The organism is Erythrobacter fulvus, from assembly GCF_028595285.1.
Taxonomy (GTDB): Bacteria; Pseudomonadota; Alphaproteobacteria; order Sphingomonadales; family Sphingomonadaceae; genus Erythrobacter; species Erythrobacter fulvus.
The window spans coordinates 77,137-93,140 of record NZ_JAQQXQ010000008.1 but is presented as its reverse complement, the minus strand read 5'-3'; the positions used below and the strand labels follow the sequence as shown (position 1 = coordinate 93,140).

The 16,004-nt window shown below is 65.5% G+C and carries 15 protein-coding genes; 7 read left to right on the top strand and 8 right to left on the bottom strand.

Annotation, left to right across the window (positions count from 1 at the left end):
- Positions 1-27 precede the first annotated feature (27 nt).
- The 5 genes from OIK40_RS11570 to OIK40_RS11550 all read left to right on the top strand — a co-directional run bounded on the left by OIK40_RS11570 (position 28) and on the right by OIK40_RS11550 (position 3,751).
- On the top strand, positions 28-1,410 hold the full coding sequence (locus tag OIK40_RS11570; protein ID WP_273678494.1) for an alkaline phosphatase PhoX: 1,383 nt from the start codon (positions 28-30) through the stop codon (positions 1,408-1,410).
- Positions 1,411-1,434: 24 nt separating this feature from the next.
- Positions 1,435-1,998, top strand: coding sequence for a hypothetical protein (locus OIK40_RS11565; protein WP_273678492.1), 564 nt, complete (start codon positions 1,435-1,437; stop codon positions 1,996-1,998).
- A gap of 120 nt (positions 1,999-2,118) precedes the next feature.
- Positions 2,119-2,580 (top strand): Dps family protein, encoded by a 462-nt coding sequence (locus OIK40_RS11560; protein WP_273678491.1) that lies wholly within the window; start codon positions 2,119-2,121, stop codon positions 2,578-2,580.
- Between the two features lie 77 nt (positions 2,581-2,657).
- Complete coding sequence (locus tag OIK40_RS11555) at positions 2,658-3,278, top strand: 6-phosphogluconolactonase (protein WP_273678490.1); 621 nt, start codon at positions 2,658-2,660, stop codon at positions 3,276-3,278.
- The gene (locus tag OIK40_RS11550) at positions 3,278-3,751 is read left to right on the top strand and encodes an NUDIX hydrolase (protein ID WP_273678489.1); all 474 of its coding nucleotides are present in this window, start codon (positions 3,278-3,280) and stop codon (positions 3,749-3,751) included. Before OIK40_RS11555 ends, OIK40_RS11550 begins: the two co-directional genes overlap by 1 nt.
- Here the strand turns inward: OIK40_RS11550 and dinB are convergent.
- A complete protein-coding gene (dinB, locus tag OIK40_RS11545; RefSeq protein WP_273678488.1) occupies positions 3,748-4,881 on the bottom strand; it encodes a DNA polymerase IV in 1,134 nt (377 codons plus the stop codon). The two genes, OIK40_RS11550 and dinB, sit on opposite strands and share 4 nt — an antisense overlap.
- A gap of 130 nt (positions 4,882-5,011) precedes the next feature.
- Between dinB and OIK40_RS11540 the strand changes: the two genes are divergently transcribed.
- Positions 5,012-6,265, top strand: a complete 1,254-nt coding sequence (locus tag OIK40_RS11540) for a multidrug effflux MFS transporter (protein WP_273678487.1) — start codon at positions 5,012-5,014, stop codon at positions 6,263-6,265.
- A gap of 99 nt (positions 6,266-6,364) precedes the next feature.
- Here OIK40_RS11540 and OIK40_RS11535 read toward each other — a convergent pair whose 3' ends face one another.
- From OIK40_RS11535 to crtY, 7 genes are all read right to left on the bottom strand, one after another.
- Positions 6,365-7,918: an acyl-CoA carboxylase subunit beta gene (locus tag OIK40_RS11535; RefSeq protein ID WP_273678486.1), complete on the bottom strand. Its 1,554-nt coding sequence runs from the start codon at positions 7,916-7,918 to the stop codon at positions 6,365-6,367.
- Between the two features lie 103 nt (positions 7,919-8,021).
- Positions 8,022-9,890, bottom strand: a complete 1,869-nt coding sequence (locus OIK40_RS11530; RefSeq protein ID WP_273678485.1) for an acetyl/propionyl/methylcrotonyl-CoA carboxylase subunit alpha — start codon at positions 9,888-9,890, stop codon at positions 8,022-8,024.
- A 96-nt stretch (positions 9,891-9,986) separates the two neighbouring features.
- The gene (locus OIK40_RS11525; protein WP_273678484.1) at positions 9,987-10,937 is read right to left on the bottom strand and encodes a phytoene/squalene synthase family protein; all 951 of its coding nucleotides are present in this window, start codon (positions 10,935-10,937) and stop codon (positions 9,987-9,989) included.
- Between the two features lie 10 nt (positions 10,938-10,947).
- Positions 10,948-11,529, bottom strand: coding sequence for an LOG family protein (locus OIK40_RS11520; RefSeq protein WP_273678483.1), 582 nt, complete (start codon positions 11,527-11,529; stop codon positions 10,948-10,950).
- Complete coding sequence (locus OIK40_RS11515; RefSeq protein ID WP_273678482.1) at positions 11,526-11,951, bottom strand: endonuclease domain-containing protein; 426 nt, start codon at positions 11,949-11,951, stop codon at positions 11,526-11,528. The genes OIK40_RS11520 and OIK40_RS11515 overlap by 4 nt, the downstream gene beginning before the upstream one ends.
- 50 nt (positions 11,952-12,001) lie before the next feature.
- Positions 12,002-13,561 (bottom strand): phytoene desaturase, encoded by a 1,560-nt coding sequence (locus tag OIK40_RS11510; RefSeq protein ID WP_273678481.1) that lies wholly within the window; start codon positions 13,559-13,561, stop codon positions 12,002-12,004.
- Positions 13,558-14,805: a lycopene beta-cyclase CrtY gene (crtY, locus tag OIK40_RS11505; RefSeq protein WP_273678480.1), complete on the bottom strand. Its 1,248-nt coding sequence runs from the start codon at positions 14,803-14,805 to the stop codon at positions 13,558-13,560. The genes OIK40_RS11510 and crtY overlap by 4 nt, the downstream gene beginning before the upstream one ends.
- A 162-nt stretch (positions 14,806-14,967) precedes the next feature.
- Here crtY and OIK40_RS11500 point away from each other — a divergent pair, with 162 nt between their 5' ends.
- Positions 14,968-15,924: a MipA/OmpV family protein gene (locus OIK40_RS11500; protein WP_273678479.1), complete on the top strand. Its 957-nt coding sequence runs from the start codon at positions 14,968-14,970 to the stop codon at positions 15,922-15,924.
- Positions 15,925-16,004 lie beyond the last annotated feature (80 nt).

The window sequence follows — 16,004 nt, the reverse complement described above, 5'->3', positions numbered from 1 at the left end:
CGGAGGGTGGGGAGTAGGGGCTGAGGCATGATTCAGCACCCCGCAAGCGCCCCCGCCATTTCGTCCGACCGCCGCCGTTTTCTCGGTGCCACCGCCTCTGCCTTTGCGGCGCTGGCGGCCAGTGGCTGCGTGATCCGCAGCGGCGGGATCGACGGCGCGCCTGGTGCGTCCGGCCCGCGCGCTCCGGCCACCGGCTTTGCCGGATACGGCGCGCTGGTGCCCGACAAGGCGGGCCTGCTCGATCTGCCGCAGGGTTTTTCCTACCGCGTCATTTCGCGCCTGGGCGATGCGATGGATGACGGCGGCACCGTGCCGGACAAGGCCGACGGGATGGGCTGCTTCGACCTCGGCAATGGCGAAATTGCACTGGTGCGCAATCATGAGCTGGTGCCCACCGACGGCAGCGGCGGGCCGATTGCCAAGGGTTTCGGCAAGCGCAATGGCAGTTTCGTACCCGGCGGCACCACCACTATCGTGCTCGATGCCGCGACGCTTGGCGTGAAGCGCCAGTTCCGCAGCCTTGGCGGGACGATCCGCAATTGCGCTGGCGGGACGACGCCGTGGGGCAGCTGGCTGACCTGCGAGGAAGCGCCGACCGGGCCGGGCCAGCGTTACGGTGACGGGCTGGAGCGCAACCACGGCTGGGTGTTCGAGGTTCCCGCATCGGCGCGCGGGCTGGTCGATCCGGTGCCGCTTACCGCGATGGGCCGCTTCAATCACGAAGCCGCCGCGGTCGATCCGGCGACCGGCGTCGTCTATATGACCGAAGACCGCGACGACGGCGTGCTCTACCGTTTCCTGCCGAAAGTCCCCGGCAAGCTGGCCGAAGGCGGGCGCTTGCAGGCGATGGTGATCGAAGGGCTGGCCGACACTCGCAACTGGAACGGCGCAGCGATGCCGCTGGGCAAGAGCTATCGCGTCAGCTGGGTCGATCTCGACGAGGTCGAAGCGCCGAAGGACGACCTGCGCCAGCGCGCGGCGGCAAAAGGCGCGGCGCTGGTGGCGCGCGGCGAGGGGCTGCACATGGGCGAGCGAGCGGTGTTCGCCTGCTGCACCAGCGGCGGCGCAAAGCAATTGGGCCAGATTCTCAAGCTGACCCCCGGCGTTGCGGGCGCGCCCGATCTGGTCGAACTGTTTTTCGAAAGCGAAAGCACGGATCAGTTCAATTTCGGCGACAACCTGACGGTTGCCCCCAGCGGCCACCTGATCGTGTGCGAAGACCAGTATACCGATGTGGTCGACAATCACATTCGCGGGATCACGCCCGACGGGCGCCCCTATGACGTCGCGCGCCTGACCGCGCAGACCGAACTGGCCGGCGCGTGCTTCTCGCCCGATGGCCAATGGCTGTTCGTCAATGTCTATTCGCCCGCTGTCACGGTGGCGATCACCGGGCCGTGGGCGGCCTGACCGCCCCCGCGCGAGGCACGCGGCTTGGATAGCTTCCTGTTCTCGCTGCTGCTGGTCTTCGCGCTGGCACTGGGCGGACGCGATCAATGGCTGGTGGCGCGCTGGGCCGACGCGCTCGGACGCCGGGTTTCGCTGCTGCTGGTGGGTGTCGCCGCGGCTGTTTGCACCGCCGCGCTGATGGCGTGGGCAGGGGCAGGCTTTGCTGACCGGCTTCCGCCCCGCGCGGCGCAGATGCTGGTCGCTTTCGCGCTTGCGATCGCCGGGGCCGAACTCGTCTGGCCTGTCCGGTTGAAGGAGCCGCGCGAGCCGACCCGCTCGCTCGGCGCCATCGCGCTTGTGCTGGCCGGCCGGCAGGTCGGCGATGCTGCGCGCTTTGCGGTGTTCGCCTTTGCCGCGCATGCGCACTGGCCGGTCACCGCAGCGATGGGCGGTGCGCTGGGGGGCGGGGCGGCGATTGTTTTGGGCTGGTCTGTCGGGTCGGCGGGGCTGGTCCGCCTGCCGTTGCGCGCGATCCGGCTGGCGCTGGCCGCCTGCCTTATTCTTGCAGCGCTCTTGATCGGATTGAACGCTCGTTACGCGACGCTTTAATCGCTTTGTTCGATTATTGCGAATTGCAAAATTGCGAAACCGAATGCGCCTTTATCCGTTATTATGATGAACACACCAACGGCAGCGAAACCCGGCTGCCCCATAATAAAGGAGAACATCATGGCCAATCCCAACACCAATTCGAAAGCCGCGCTGGTTGGCGAACTTAACGGGCTTCTGGCGGATCATTTTGCCCTGTTCATCAAGACCAAGAACTTTCACTGGCATGTGAAGGGCCCGCGCTTCCGTGATCTGCATCTGTTGTTTGACGAACAGGCGCTGGAAATCCGCGATCAGATCGATCTGATCGCCGAACGCGTCCGCAAGCTTGATGCCGACACGCTGACTTCGGTCGGCTCGGTGGCGCAGCACACGAAGATCAAGGATCAGGACAGCGCCTCGCTCGGCGCGGAGGATATGATTGCCGAACTGCGCGACGACAATGTGACGGTGGTCGAACGCCTCAAGGGCATGAAGCCGCTGGCCGAACAGGCGGGCGACAATGCCACCGACGGGCTGATCGACGACTGGACCGACATGACCGAACAGCGCGTGTGGTTCCTCAAGTCGCTGCTCGCCTGAGGAAAAGCTTGCGCATGATCAAAAAAATGGGCCGTTCCCGCTGACCGGGGGCGGCCCTTTTGTTATGCATGGCCGCCATGCAGGAGATCACCATTATCGAAGGCGCAGACCAGCGCGCGATAGCCGACTGGCTGGCGGAGCGATTGGCTGCCGCGGGATCGGGCGCAATCACGATCCCCGGCGGCTCGACCCCGTTTCCGATCCTCGCCGCGCTGATCGAAAGTGGCCGCATCGACTGGAGCGGCTGGCAGGTCTGGCCCAATGACGACCGGATCGTGCCCGAGGATCACGAGGCTTCCAACACCGGCAAGATCCGCGCCTTGCTCGCACCCGAAGGGGCACGGATCGCGGCGCTGACCGAAGGCGCTGTTCCGCCGCATTTCGCGCTGACCTGGCTCGGCATGGGGCCGGACGGGCATATTGCCTCGCTGTTTCCGAACACCGATCCCAAGGTGGACGATCCGCAGGTCTTGCGTCGCCTCACCCCCGATCCGCTGCCCGCCCACGCGCCGTTTGATCGCATCACGCTGACGATCCCGGCGCTGGCCGACAGCGATGAAATCGTGTTCACGCTCGGCGGTGCGGCCGACAAGCGCGACGTGTTCGATGCGGCGGCGCGCGGGGCGAATGATCTGCCGGTGGCCCGCCTGCTGGGCATGGCGCGCAGGCACGGCATTCCGGTCACGGTGTTCACCTGATGCCTGCCTATCTGCCCGCTCCGCTGCACCGCGCGATCCTGCCGATAGCCCACGCGGTGCGGCACCGCTGGCGGCGCTGGCGCAAGATGCCGATTGCGGGCGTGAGCGTCATCATCACCAATCTCGGCGGCGATGTGCTGCTGCTTAAACATTCCTATGGCCCCGATGTGTGGGGCCTGCCGGGCGGTGGGCTTGCGCGCGGGGAAGACCCGATTGAGGCCGCGCGCCGCGAAGTGCGCGAGGAGCTGGGGATCGAATTGCCGCGGATAGAAGCAATCGGCACGCTTGAAGAGGTCTTGTCCGGATCGCCCCACACCGCGCATATCTTTGCCGCCACCTGCGACCAGAATCCGCGCGCCGATGGCCGTGAGGTGCGGGAAGCCCGCTTCTTCCCCTCGCACTCGTTGCCCGAACCGCTCGGCAAGACCACCCGCGCGCGGATCGCCGTGTGGAAGGCACGCGGAACGCTTTAGAGCAGGCGCAACTGCGCCTCGTCGCGCGCGGGCCTGTTATCCTCGGCCCCTTCGAGATTGCCGAGCGTCAGTCCCATCAGCCGGATCGGCCCCTGCAGCGGCAGTTCCGCTTCCAGCAGCGCGCGGGCGACCTGCGCGAATTCGTCCCTGCCGGTAACGAAGTGCGGCAGCGAGGTTGCGCGGGTCATGATGCGGAAATCGGTGAATTTCATTTTCAGCGTCACCGTGCGCCCCTTCGCGCCGGCCGCCTCGATCCGCTCCCACACGATGCCGATAATGTTCTCCAGCGTCTCGCGCAAAGCCGTGCCGCTGCCGATGTCCTCGGAAAAAGTGCGCTCCCCGCCGACCGACTTCCTGATGCGGTGCGCCCGCACGGGCCGCAGATCGATGCCACGGGCGGCGCGGAACAGGTAATCGCCCATGCTGCCGAAGTGCTGGCGCAGGAAGGCGATATCCTTGCCCGCCAGATCCTCGCCCGTTTCGATGCCGAGCCGTTTCATCTTCTCTTCCGCCTTCGGCCCGACCCCGTGAAAGCGCCGGATCGGCAGGCCCGCCACAAAACCCGCGCCTTCACCTGGGCGGATGATGCACAGGCCATCGGGCTTGTTCTGATCGCTCGCCAGCTTGGCGAGGAACTTGTTGTAGCTCACCCCCGCGCTCGCGGTGAGCTGCGTCTTGGCGCGGATTTCCTGGCGGATCAGCTGGGCGATGCGCGTGGCGCTGCCGATACCGAGCCGGTCGTCGGTGACGTCGAGATAGGCTTCGTCGAGGCTGAGCGGTTCGATCACGGGCGTGTAATGCTCGAACACGCGTCGGATCTGGCGGCTTGCTTCCTTGTAGGCATCGAAGCGCGGGCGCATGAAAATCAGGTCGGGGCACAGCCTGCTGGCGGTGACCGAAGGCATCGCGCTTTTCACCCCATACTGGCGCGCTTCATAGCTGGCGGCGGCCACCACCCCGCGCCCGCCCGCCCCGCCGACCGCGACAGGCTTTCCGCGCAGTTCGGGATTGTCGCGCTGTTCGACGCTGGCAAAGAAGGCGTCCATGTCGACATGGATGATCTTGCGCAGCCCCAGCTCGTCCGGGGAGGCTTCTTCGTCTGCCGTGTGTGATGGAGGCTCGCTTGCCATATCGCAGGCAAAATAGAAGCTTCGCGCCCGCGAAGGAACCATTGCTGGAACTTTCGCGCGCCATGGCGATTTTGTGCGCATGCGAAAAGAACAGTGGTCATCGGGAGAACCTGCGGGCAAAGGGCCTGCCATGGCCACCACGTTTGCCCCCATAATGCCCCTCCGCAAGGCTATCGGCGAGACCGAGCTGATGTGGATGATGGCGCTGCTGATGGCGCTGAACGCCTTCGGGATCGACGCGATTCTGCCTGCGCTCGATGCGCTGGCGGCCGATCTTTCGGTAGAGGGCAATGCCCGGCAATTCGTGATCGGGGTCTATCTGCTTACCGCCGGGATCGGCGCGCTGGTACCGGGGGCACTGGCCGACCGCTTCGGGCGCAGACCCATCCTGATGGGCTCGATCCTCGTCTACATCGTGCTCTCGCTCTTGAGCGCGATCGCGCCGACCTATGACATGCTGATCGCGGTGCGTGCGGCGCAGGGCTTCTTTGCGGCGGGCATCATCGCGCTGCCACCGGCGATCATCCGCGACCGTGTTGGCGGGGACAAGATGGCCCGCATGATGAGCCTGATCTTCGTGATCTTCCTGATGGTGCCCGCTGTCGCCCCCAGTATCGGCGAGGCCATTCTGCTGGTGGCCGACTGGCGCGCGATTTTCGGCGTCATGGCGGTTGCCGGCGTAGCCGTGGGCGCGTGGGTGCATTTCCGCCTGCCCGAAAGCCTTTCGGAAGAAAACCGCCAGCCGATCCGGGTGGGCACCATTGCCCGCAACATGACCCGCGCCTTGTCCCTGCCGAGCGTCGTCGGTTACGTGTTCGGCAGCGCGCTGGTGTTCGGCGCGTTGTTCGGCTTCATCAATTCATCGCAGCAATTGATCACCGAAACCTTCGGTGCGGGCGACATCTTCCCGATGGTGTTCGGCATCTGCGCGGGCTCCATGGCGCTCGCCAGCTGGTCGAACTCGCGCATTGTCGAGCGTTTCGGCGCCCGCCGGGTGAGCCACACCGCGCTGTTCGCCTTTATTCTCGTGAGCGCTTGCCAGGTGTTCTTCGCCTTCCAGCCGGAAGAGTCGCTGTGGCACTTCGTCCCGCTGATGGCGATCAACATGGCGCTGCTCGGCTTTATCGGCAGCAATTTCGGCGCGATCGCGATGAACCCGTTCTTCGCCATCGCCGGGGCGGCAAGCTCGGCGCACGGATTTATCCGGATGACCACCGCGGCGCTGCTCGGCGGAGCGATCGGCTATGCCTATGACGGCACAGCACGCCCGCTGGCGCTGGCGCTGCTGGCGTCGGGCCTCACCTGTCTGGTGTTGGTGCTCCTGAGCGAGAAGGGCAAGTTGTTCGGCCCAAGCGATGCCGAAGCGGGGATGGGCACTTCCTGATTTCCGCACGCCCGTCCGGGCGCGCGGTCCTCGCTAGACGGGCAGCAAAGCTGCCCCCGCTGCGGGCGGGCAGTCGCCCTCGTGGCCCTTCGGGCCGAATCAACGCTCGCTTTCGAGCTTTCTCCAAGCCAGCCCGGCAAACTCGCACAGCAATGGCCGCGTGTCGCGCGGGTCGATGATATCCTCGACATTGAAGCGTTCGGCGGAGCGGAAGGGCGAGGTGACTTTCGCCAGCCTTTCGCGGATTTCGCCCAGCAGTGCCGCCGGATCATCCGCCGCTTCCAGTTCCGATTTATAGGCAACCTCCAGCCCGCCCGCGATGGGCAGGCTGCCCCAGTCGCCGCTCGGCCAGCAATAACGATACTGGTAGCGTTCGGCATTGCTCATCGCGCTGCCCGCGATGCCATAGGCGCGGCGCAACACGATCGATGCGAGCGGCACGGTGGCGCGGTAGATCACGTTCATCGCGTTGACGCCGTAGCGGATCGTCCCCGCCATTTCTGCCTCGCGCCCGATCATGAAGCCGGGATTGTCGACGAGGTGGACGATGGGCAGGCGGAACTGGTCGGCCAGTTTGACGAAGCGTTCGACCTTCTCGCTGGTCTTGGCCTCCCAAGATCCGCCTAGATAGCTGGGATCGCTGGCGATGACGCAGACCGGCCAGCCGTCGAGCCGGGCGAGCGCGGTGATCGCGGCGCGGCCCCAATGCTTGCCGATCTCGAACACGGTGCCGCTGTCGAACACCATCTCCATGCAGCGGCGCATCGAATAGACCTGTTTCGGATCACGCGGGACGAGGCTGAGCAGCGCCTCTTCCTTGCGGTGGACCGGATCGGTGCAGAGAGAGCGGCGCGCGGGTTGGCCGACATATTCGGGCATGAAGCTGAGGAAATGCCGTGCGCGGGCGAAAGCCTCGGCCTCGCTCGCCACCTCGTCATCGACCACGCCGTTGCGGGTGTGGATTTCCGATCCGCCCAGCCGCTCCTTGGCCTCTTCATGGCTGGCGGCATCGCCCTTGTAGGCATCGCCCAGGCCATCGACCACGGCGGGGCCGGCGGCGAAGATCTGGCTGAGGCCCTTGACCATGATCGAATAGTGGCTGGCAACCGTCCGTGCCGCGCCGAGGCCTGCCGTCGGCCCGAGCGCGAGCGCCACAACCGGCACGGTGTCGAGGTTGGTCACCACATCGCCCCAGCCGGGCACCGCGGGGATATAGGTCGCGCCGATCTGTTCGAGCGTTTTCACACTGCCGCCGCCGCCGGTGCCGTCGATCATGCGGATGATGGGCAGCTTCAGCTCGTGCGCCATCCGTTCGGCCTGCACCATCTTGCGCGCAATCCCCGCATCTGCCGCGCCGCCGCGAATGGTGAAGTCGTCGGCGGTGGCGACGACCGGGCGGCCATTGATCAGCGCCTTGCCGAACAGGAAGGGGGCGGGGGTGACGTGCGCGAGGTCGCGATTGGCGTCATACTTCGCGGAGCCTGCGATCTTGCCGATCTCGCGGAAGGAGCCTTCGTCGCACAGCGCCGCGAGCCGCGCGCGGGCGTCCATCTTGCCCCGGCCATGCTGCCGCGCCACCTTGTCCGCGCCGCCCATCTGCTCGGCAAGCGCTTCGCGCGCGCGCAGTTCTTCGAGTTCCTTGGCCCAGGTCATTCCCCACCCCTACGCACATCGTCATCCCAGCGAAAGCTGGGACCTAGGGCCTCTTGGTACAGCGCTTGCCGCCCTAGGCCCCAGCTTTCGCTGGGGTGACGAATTATTTTTCCGAAGCCCCAGGCACCACCGTGCACAACACCGCCTCGACCTGCACCTGCGCGCCTGCGCTCACGCTAAGCCCCTCGACCACCCCGTCGAACGGCGCGGTGAGGGCGTGCTCCATCTTCATCGCCTCGAGCACCATGAGCCGCTGCCCGGCGGTGACGGCCTGCCCCTCGACGACATCGACCGCGATGACCTTGCCCGGCATCGGCGCGAGGATCGCGCCATCTGCGGCGGAGGCTTGGCCGGTGCCGCGCGCGCCTCTTTCGAACTCGTACGTTGAGCCATAATCGAAGACCAACACCCGTTGGTCATCGTGGTAGCTGGTTGAGCCAGCAACAGCAGGTTCGAACGGGAGCGTTCTGGTCTCACCGTTGTGCGACAACGTGACCGAAATCTTGGGGGTTGAGTTCAAACGGAAGCCAGCCAGCCCCTCGTTATCTGAAACGACGTCGAGCAGAGCAGCCTCAGCAGCTCTTTGCCAAACGTGGTCCTCTGCGGCTTCAGGTGGGATCAACGAGTGTAAGCGCTCGGCGATGAATCCTGTATCGAGGATCGCGTTCTCGAAGTCAGGGTGTTCCAGAGTTCTGCTGAGGAATCCGGCATTTGACCGGACGGGCCAGATTTCAACCGACGACACCATCTGGAAAAGACGGTCGTTTGCTTCTTCCCGTGTCTTTCCCCAAGCAACGAGTTTGGCGATCATTGGATCGTAGAACGGTGAAATCGCGTCACCTTCTTCAACCCCTGTCTCGACGCGCCCGCCGTCTTGGAACAGGAGGTAGTCGAGCCGTCCCGTGCTCGGCAAAAACCCCTTCGCCGGGTCTTCCGCATACAACCGCGCCTCAATCGCATGGCCGTTGATCGACAGCTCGTCCTGCCGCTTGGGCAGCGGCTCGCCGCTCGCCACGCGCAGTTGCCATTCGACCAGATCGACCCCGGTGATTTCCTCGGTGACGGGGTGTTCCACCTGAAGCCGGGTGTTCATCTCCATGAAGAAGATGCGATCCGCGCGCAGGCCTTCGGAGGCATCGGCGATGAATTCGATCGTGCCCGCGCCCTCGTAATCGACCGCCTTGGCGGCGCGCACGGCGGCGGCGCAGATCGCTTCGCGGGTGGCCGCGTCCATGCCGGGGGCGGGGGCTTCCTCGATCACTTTCTGGTGGCGGCGCTGCAAGGAACAGTCGCGTTCGAACAGGTGGACGACGTTGCCGTGGGCATCGCCGAACACCTGCACCTCGATATGACGGGGCGAGGTGATCCACTTCTCCAAGAGCACCTCGTCATTGCCGAAGGAGGCCTTGGCCTCGCGGCGGCAGCTTTCGAGCGCAGCGGCGAAATCGGCGGGGGCATCGACCTTGCGCATCCCCTTCCCGCCGCCGCCTGCGACAGCTTTGATCAGGACCGGGTAGCCGATGGCCTCGGCCTCCTTGGTGAGCCGCTCTACCGACTGATCCGAGCCATCGTAGCCCGGCGTCACCGGCACGCCCGCGCTGCGCATCAGCTGCTTGGCCGCGTCCTTCAACCCCATCGCGCGGATGCTGGCAGGCCTGGGGCCGACCCAGATCAGCCCTGCGTCGATCACGGCCTGCGCGAAATCGGCATTCTCCGAGAGGAAGCCGTAACCCGGATGCACCGCATCCGCCCCGGTCTGCTTGGCCGCCGCGATGATCTTCGCCCCCACCAGATAGCTCTCCGCCGCAGGCGAGGGACCGATATGCACCGCTTCATCGGCGGAACGCACATGCAGCGCCTTGGCATCGGCATCGGAATAGACCGCGACGGTGGCGATCCCCATTGCGCGGGCGGTGCGGATAATGCGGCAGGCGATTTCGCCGCGATTGGCGATCAGGAGTTTGCGGATCATGCCCGCCGGATTAGCCCCGCCCTCCTTTCGTGTCGAGCGTAGTCGCAGCACCTCGCGCAAGGCTTCTCGACTGCGATCGAGGCGAACGGTTGAAGGCTAGCGCGGCCGGTAATCCGCGATCCCCCAGTCGATCCCGCCCTCCGGCATCTTCTCGCGATTGAGCACGGCGGAAAGGAACGCGCGCACGCCGTAGAGCGCCTTTTCGGCGCGCGGGACATAGGTGCGGCTGTTCCACGCCTCGGGCCCGCGCTTCCTCACCTTGCGGCCGATTGCGCCGTAAATGCGCGCAGCAGACAGCACCGCCCAGCGGCTGCGGAAGGGGAGCTTTGCCGCGCCCACGCGCGCTGCCGCCTCGTGCTTTTCCACCAGCGCGACCAGCCGCGCGGCCATTTCGGCGAGTTCCTTGCGGTGATGCGGCTTGGTGTGCTGGCCGGGCTCGATATCCTGTTCGGCGAGCCACTCCATCGGCAGGTAGCAGCGCCCCGCCGCATCATCCTCGACGATATCGCGGGCAATGTTGGAGAGCTGGAAGGCAAGGCCGAGATCATTCGCCCGGTCGAGCGTTTCCTGATCCTCCGGCGAAACCCCCATCACCACCGCCATCATCACACCGACCGCACCCGCCACGTGGTAGCAATAGCGCAGCATGTCGGCCTCGGTGCGCGGGCGCCAGTCCTCTGCGTCCAATTGAAAGCCTGCGATCACATCCTCGGCCATCTGCGGGGTGAGGCCCACTTCGGCGGCGACCACGCCCAGCGCATCGAAAGCCGGATCGCCGGTCGGCTCGCCTGCGAAAGCCAGCGCCGTCAGCCGGCGGATATGCGCGAGCCGGTCTGCCAGATCGGACTGATCGCCCAATTCGCCGCCCATTTCCTGATTGTCGGCAATATCGTCCGCGCGGCGGCACCAGGCGTAAAGCAGCCAGGCGCGTTCGCGGGTCGCATTGTCGAACAATTGCGATGCGGCGGAAAAGCTCTGCGAGCCCTTCTTGATCGACAGCCGGGCATGCTCGACCAAAGCGGCGCGGGTTGCTGCATCGACCGCCATGGCGCGAACCCTAGAGCTCCTCGGCCTTCATGCGGAAGATCGGGGTGTGCGGCTGGTAGGCTTCCATCTTGGCGAGCAGTTCGCCGATGGTGTCCGCCGCGATCAGGATGTTCTGGTGCGCGGGCCGGACAAATCCGACCGCTGCCATCTTCGCGTTGAAGGCCAGCAGATCGTCGTAGAAGCCGAAAGCGTTGAGGATGCCGACCGGATCGGAGTGGTATCCGAGCTGCGACCAGCTCATCGCTTCCCACAATTCGTCCATCGTGCCGACCCCGCCGGGCAGCGTCACGAAGCCGTCGGACAGATCGGTGAACTTCTGCTTGCGCTCGTGCATGCCCGAAACGGAGATCAATTCGTCGCAGTCGTGGTTGGCGACTTCAGCCTTGACCAGCGCCTCCGGGATGATGCCGATGACTTCGCCGCCATTTTCCTTGGCCCCCTTGGCGACCGCGCCCATCAGGCCCAGCTTGCCCCCGCCATATACGACGCCGATCCCGCGCTGCGCCAATTGCGCGCCGACATCATAGGCGAGCTGGATGTAACGCGGATCCTCGGGCGAGGCCGATCCGCAATAGACAGCAAGACGTTTCATGAGTCCTCCCCGGAACGGGGAGGGGGACCACCCGCAGGGTGGGGGAGGGGCGAGCCTTTCATGCCTTCAAGTCTTTCATCACAGATTTGCACCAGCCGCCTAACCACAGCCTCGATATCTTCAAGCACAAGTTTCGCGGGGATGCGCATTGTAGCGACGCCTTGTTCACGAAGAAACCGCGATCGGGCCGCGTCCTTGGCGATCACGTTCGGGCTTTCGTGCGCCCTGCCGTCCACCTCGATCGCCAGTCGGGCGTGCGAACAGAAGAAATCGAGCACGTAGATCCCGGCGGGGTGCTGGCGGCGGAACTTGTGGCCGCCGGGGCGCTGGCGCAGGGCTTGCCACAAGACGATTTCTGGCGGAGTCATGTCGGCGCGGAGTTTGCGGGCGAGTTTTACGGTTTCCTTCTGGCCTCTGATCACGCTCGCCCCTCCACCACCTTCGGTGGTTCCCCTCCCCTGAAGGGGAGGATTTACTGCGCCTTCGCCAGATCCTCCAGCATCAGCCCGGCGGTCGCCTTGGCGCTGCCGACCACGCCGGGGATGCCAGCGCCCGGATGGGTGCCCGCGCCGACGAGGTAGTAATTGTCGATCACGTCATCGCGGTTGTGGCCGCGCAGCCACGCGCTCTGCCACAGCACCGGTTCAAGGCTGAAGGCGCTGCCCATGTGGGCGTTGAGATCGGCCTTGAAGTCCTTGGGCGCGTAGCTGAACTTGGTGACGATCCGGCTGTGGATGTCGGGGATCAGGCGCCGCTCCAGCTCGTCGAGGATCATCTTTTCGAGCTTGGGGCCAACCTCGTCCCAGTCGAGCGGCATCTTGCCCATGTGGCTGACGGGGACGAGCGCATAGAAGGTGCTCTTGCCTTCGGGCGCCATGCTCGGATCGGTCACGGTCGGGTGGTGAAGGTAGATCGCGAAATCTTCCGGCACGACGCCGTTCTTGTAAATGTCGTCGAGCAGGCCCTTGTAGCGCTTGGCGAACAAAATCATGTGGTGCGGGATGCCAGGCCAGGTGCCCTCCAGCCCGAAATGGACGACGAAGAGCGACGGGCTGAAGCTCTTTCGGCCCAGCGACTTCGCCATCTGCTTGCCGCGAGGGCTGTTCGACATCAAATCCTTGTAGGAATGCATGATGTCCGCGTTGGAAGCAACCGCGTCGAAGCGCTGGCGGAAGCCGCTCTTGGTCTCGACCTCGGTGGCCTTGGTGCCCAGCGTGTGGACCTGCACCACGGGATCGCCGACGCGCATCGTGCCGCCCAGCCGTTCGAAGTGGCGCACCATGCCGGCGATCAACCGGTTGGTGCCGCCGCGTGCCCACCACACGCCGCCGTCCTTTTCCAGCTTGTGGATCAGCGCGTAGATCGACGAGGTGTTCATCGGGTTGCCGCCCACCAGCAGCGTATGGAAGCTCAGCGCCTCGCGCAGCTTCTCGTTCTCGACATAGCTCGACACCATGCCGTAGACGCTGCGCCACGCCTGTTCCTTGATCAGGGCGGGTGCGGCCTTGAGCATCGACTTGAAGTCGAGGAACGGCTTGGTGCCGAGTTTCAGATAGCCTTCGCGGTACACCCGCTCGGAATATTCGAGGAAGCGCGCATAGCCTGCAACGTCCGCCGGATTCAGCTTGGCGATCTCGGCGTTGAGTTGTTCTTCGTCGTTCGAATAGTCGAAGTTCGTGCCGTCGGGCCAGTTGAGGCGGTAGAAGGGCATGACCTTCATCAGTTCGACATCTTCGGCGATGTCGTGGCCGGTGAGCGCCCAGAGCTCTTCAAGGCAGGGCGGATCGGTGATGACGGTCGGGCCGGCGTCGAAGGTGAAGCCGTCCTTCTCCCAGAAATAGGCGCGCCCGCCGGGCTTGTCGCGGCTTTCGATCACAGTGGTGGCGATGCCTGCCGATTGCAGCCGGATGGCGAGCGCCATCCCGCCGAAACCCGATCCGATAACGCAGGCCGTACGGCCTTCGTAACGTTCGGCGAGGGCGGGGTTCACCCCCTTCGTGCCAGCAAGATTGAGCTTCGCATCGGCGTTCATGCCGGGGTCTCCGTTTTGAAAGGCTTACCTGAGGAAAACAGCGCACGAATGGCGCGCGGGATAGCTACGGGCGGCTTGCCGGTAAGGATGCGCAAACGATCGGGCCAGGTCGAACGGCCCGCATAGAAGCGTTCGACCAGCCGACCGCGCAGCGCGTAGAAATGTTCGAACACCACCACGCGCTTGTCCGGCTCGGCCGCCTCGAACAGCATCCTGCTCAGCATCCGGTAATAGGCGGTGGCGCGCCAGTGGCGTTTTGCGCGGGCGGCGCAGAAGGCGGCGAGTTCATTGCCCGAGATGCCCGGACGGTTCGCCAGCAGCCGCGCAATGGCGAGCGCATTGTCGGCGGCAAAGGGCAGGGTGTAGCTGGTGAGCGGGTGCGAAAAGCCGCCCCGCGCACCCGCCAGCGCCACGCCGGGGATGGTGATTTCGGCCTGTGCCGCGCGGAAGCTGCCGCCCGACACCACCGGCAGGATGCCCGCTTCCTGATCGATCACCTCGCCCTTCCACCCGTGGCGACGGGCATAGTCGGCGATCCGGCCTTTCAGCACCTCTGCGTCCATCTTCGGCTGATCGGCGTAATAGGTGTCCTCGACGAAGACCTCGGTAGGCGAAAGCGGCAGGACATAGACGAAGCGGTAGGCGGCCTCGTTGCCGTAGGGCGCGACCTGATCGACGCTGGCATCCATGATGACGGGGCGGGTGAGGCCGTGCGGGTCCTCGCAGCGGAAATGCTGGCCGAGGAATACCTGCCACCCGCCCGCAAGGTGTTGCGAGGGGCGGAATGCGCGGCAATCGATCACCCGCCGCGCGTCGATCCGCGTGCCGTCAGCGAGTGTGACCCCGTCGGCATCGACCGTGGCGGCCTTGGCACCCAGCATCACGCGATCTTCGGGCAGTTCGGCCATCAGCGCGCGGTGGAACTCGGCGCTGGCGAGCGAGCGATATGCGGTTGGCAGGGTGCGGCCCAGCCGGGGGAAGGTGATGTCGTAGCCTTCGTCCCAGCCGTTGAGCGCGAAGCCGTCCATCAGCTGGCGGGCTTGCAGGCGCAGATCGGTTTCGAACCAGCTCCAGCGGTGATGCCCGCCAAGCGTGCGTCCGGCCTCGACCAGCAGGAACCGGCAACCCGGCGCATAGCGGTGCAGCGCGAGCGCGATCAGCCCGCCCGCCAGCCCGCCGCCGACGATCACCAGATCGTGGGCGGGCACGTGCCCGGAGCCGTCGGTTTGCCGTGAATCATCCATGCCCATTCAGCCCTAGGCGAGCCTGACGGGAACGGCAATGACGCCGCGCCGCAGCCCTGATGAAAGCATGTTGCAACATCACACGCGGGAACATAAGGCCGCAACGCTGTTTTTGAGACAGACTCGCATAAAGCCCGTCCTATCTCTCCCGAGGATCGCATCATGAAGCTTCTGCCTGCCGCTGTTCCGCTTGCCCTGTGCGCTTCAGCGCTGATCGGCGGCGCTGTGCCCGCGCTGGCGAACGGGACGGAGGAGCGCAGCGACACGGCTGCCGAGGGCGAGGACACCCAGCCCGCTCCGCCCCCTGCCCCTGCCGGCGCCCCGCCTGCGTCCTTCAACTTCATGAAGCCGGTGTTCGACGAGACATGGGCGACCATCGGCCTTGGTGCGGGTATGGTCCCGAGCTATGCCGGTTCCGACGATTACATTGCTTTCCCGTTGCCGCTGATCGTCGGCCGTGTGGGCGGCGTGGGGATCAGCCCCAACGGCCCGGGCTTCGTGCTCGATCTGAACTCGCCCAAGCCAAGCTTCGTCCCGCGCACGAAGCCGCGAGTGAGTTTCGGCCCGGCCTTCCGTTTCCGCAATGATCGCAACAACCGCATCAGCGACGAAGTGGTGGCGCGCGCTGGCAAGCTCGATGCGGCGCTGGAAGTGGGCGCTGCGGCGGGGATCAGCTTTCCGGGCGTCGCCAAGCGGTTCGATCAACTCACCATCGGCGTGCAGGCGCGCAAGGACGTGCTGGGCGCGCATGACGGCCTGATCGTCGAGCCGCAGATCGCCTACCGCGCCCCAATAGGCCGCGCCATGGTGTTGCAGGCGCAGGCAAGCGCGGAGTTCATCGACGACAATTTCGCCGACTACTATTTCACCGTCTCGCCCGCGCAGGCGCTCGCCACCGGCCTGCCGCAATTCCGTGCCGATGGCGGATTGAACCGGATCGGCACCACCGCGCTGCTGACCTATGATCTCAGCGGCAATGCGCTCGACGGCGGATGGAACGTGACCGGGATCGGCGGCTATTCGCGGCTGGTGGGCGACGGGGCCGACACGCCCTATACCCGTCTGCGCGGTGATGCGAACCAGTTCATCCTCGGGCTCGGGGTCGGCTACACCTTCTGATCGGCTAAAGGGTCGGCACGCCTTTGCTGTGGCAGGGCTTGCCACGCGGCCACCCGCAGCGCATCACGTCTCCCGAAACA

Coding starts and splice junctions, on each gene's coding strand:
- OIK40_RS11570 (WP_273678494.1), top strand. CDS start 28: ATGATTCAGCACCCCGCAAGCGCCCCCGCCATTTCGTCCGACCGCCGC.
- OIK40_RS11560 (WP_273678491.1), top strand. CDS start 2,119: ATGGCCAATCCCAACACCAATTCGAAAGCCGCGCTGGTTGGCGAACTT.
- OIK40_RS11555 (WP_273678490.1), top strand. CDS start 2,658: ATGCAGGAGATCACCATTATCGAAGGCGCAGACCAGCGCGCGATAGCC.
- OIK40_RS11550 (WP_273678489.1), top strand. CDS start 3,278: ATGCCTGCCTATCTGCCCGCTCCGCTGCACCGCGCGATCCTGCCGATA.
- dinB (WP_273678488.1), bottom strand. CDS start 4,881: ATGGCAAGCGAGCCTCCATCACACACGGCAGACGAAGAAGCCTCCCCG.
- OIK40_RS11540 (WP_273678487.1), top strand. CDS start 5,012: ATGGCCACCACGTTTGCCCCCATAATGCCCCTCCGCAAGGCTATCGGC.
- OIK40_RS11535 (WP_273678486.1), bottom strand. CDS start 7,918: ATGACCTGGGCCAAGGAACTCGAAGAACTGCGCGCGCGCGAAGCGCTT.
- OIK40_RS11530 (WP_273678485.1), bottom strand. CDS start 9,890: ATGATCCGCAAACTCCTGATCGCCAATCGCGGCGAAATCGCCTGCCGC.
- OIK40_RS11525 (WP_273678484.1), bottom strand. CDS start 10,937: ATGGCGGTCGATGCAGCAACCCGCGCCGCTTTGGTCGAGCATGCCCGG.
- OIK40_RS11520 (WP_273678483.1), bottom strand. CDS start 11,529: ATGAAACGTCTTGCTGTCTATTGCGGATCGGCCTCGCCCGAGGATCCG.
- OIK40_RS11510 (WP_273678481.1), bottom strand. CDS start 13,561: ATGAACGCCGATGCGAAGCTCAATCTTGCTGGCACGAAGGGGGTGAAC.
- crtY (WP_273678480.1), bottom strand. CDS start 14,805: ATGGATGATTCACGGCAAACCGACGGCTCCGGGCACGTGCCCGCCCAC.
- OIK40_RS11500 (WP_273678479.1), top strand. CDS start 14,968: ATGAAGCTTCTGCCTGCCGCTGTTCCGCTTGCCCTGTGCGCTTCAGCG.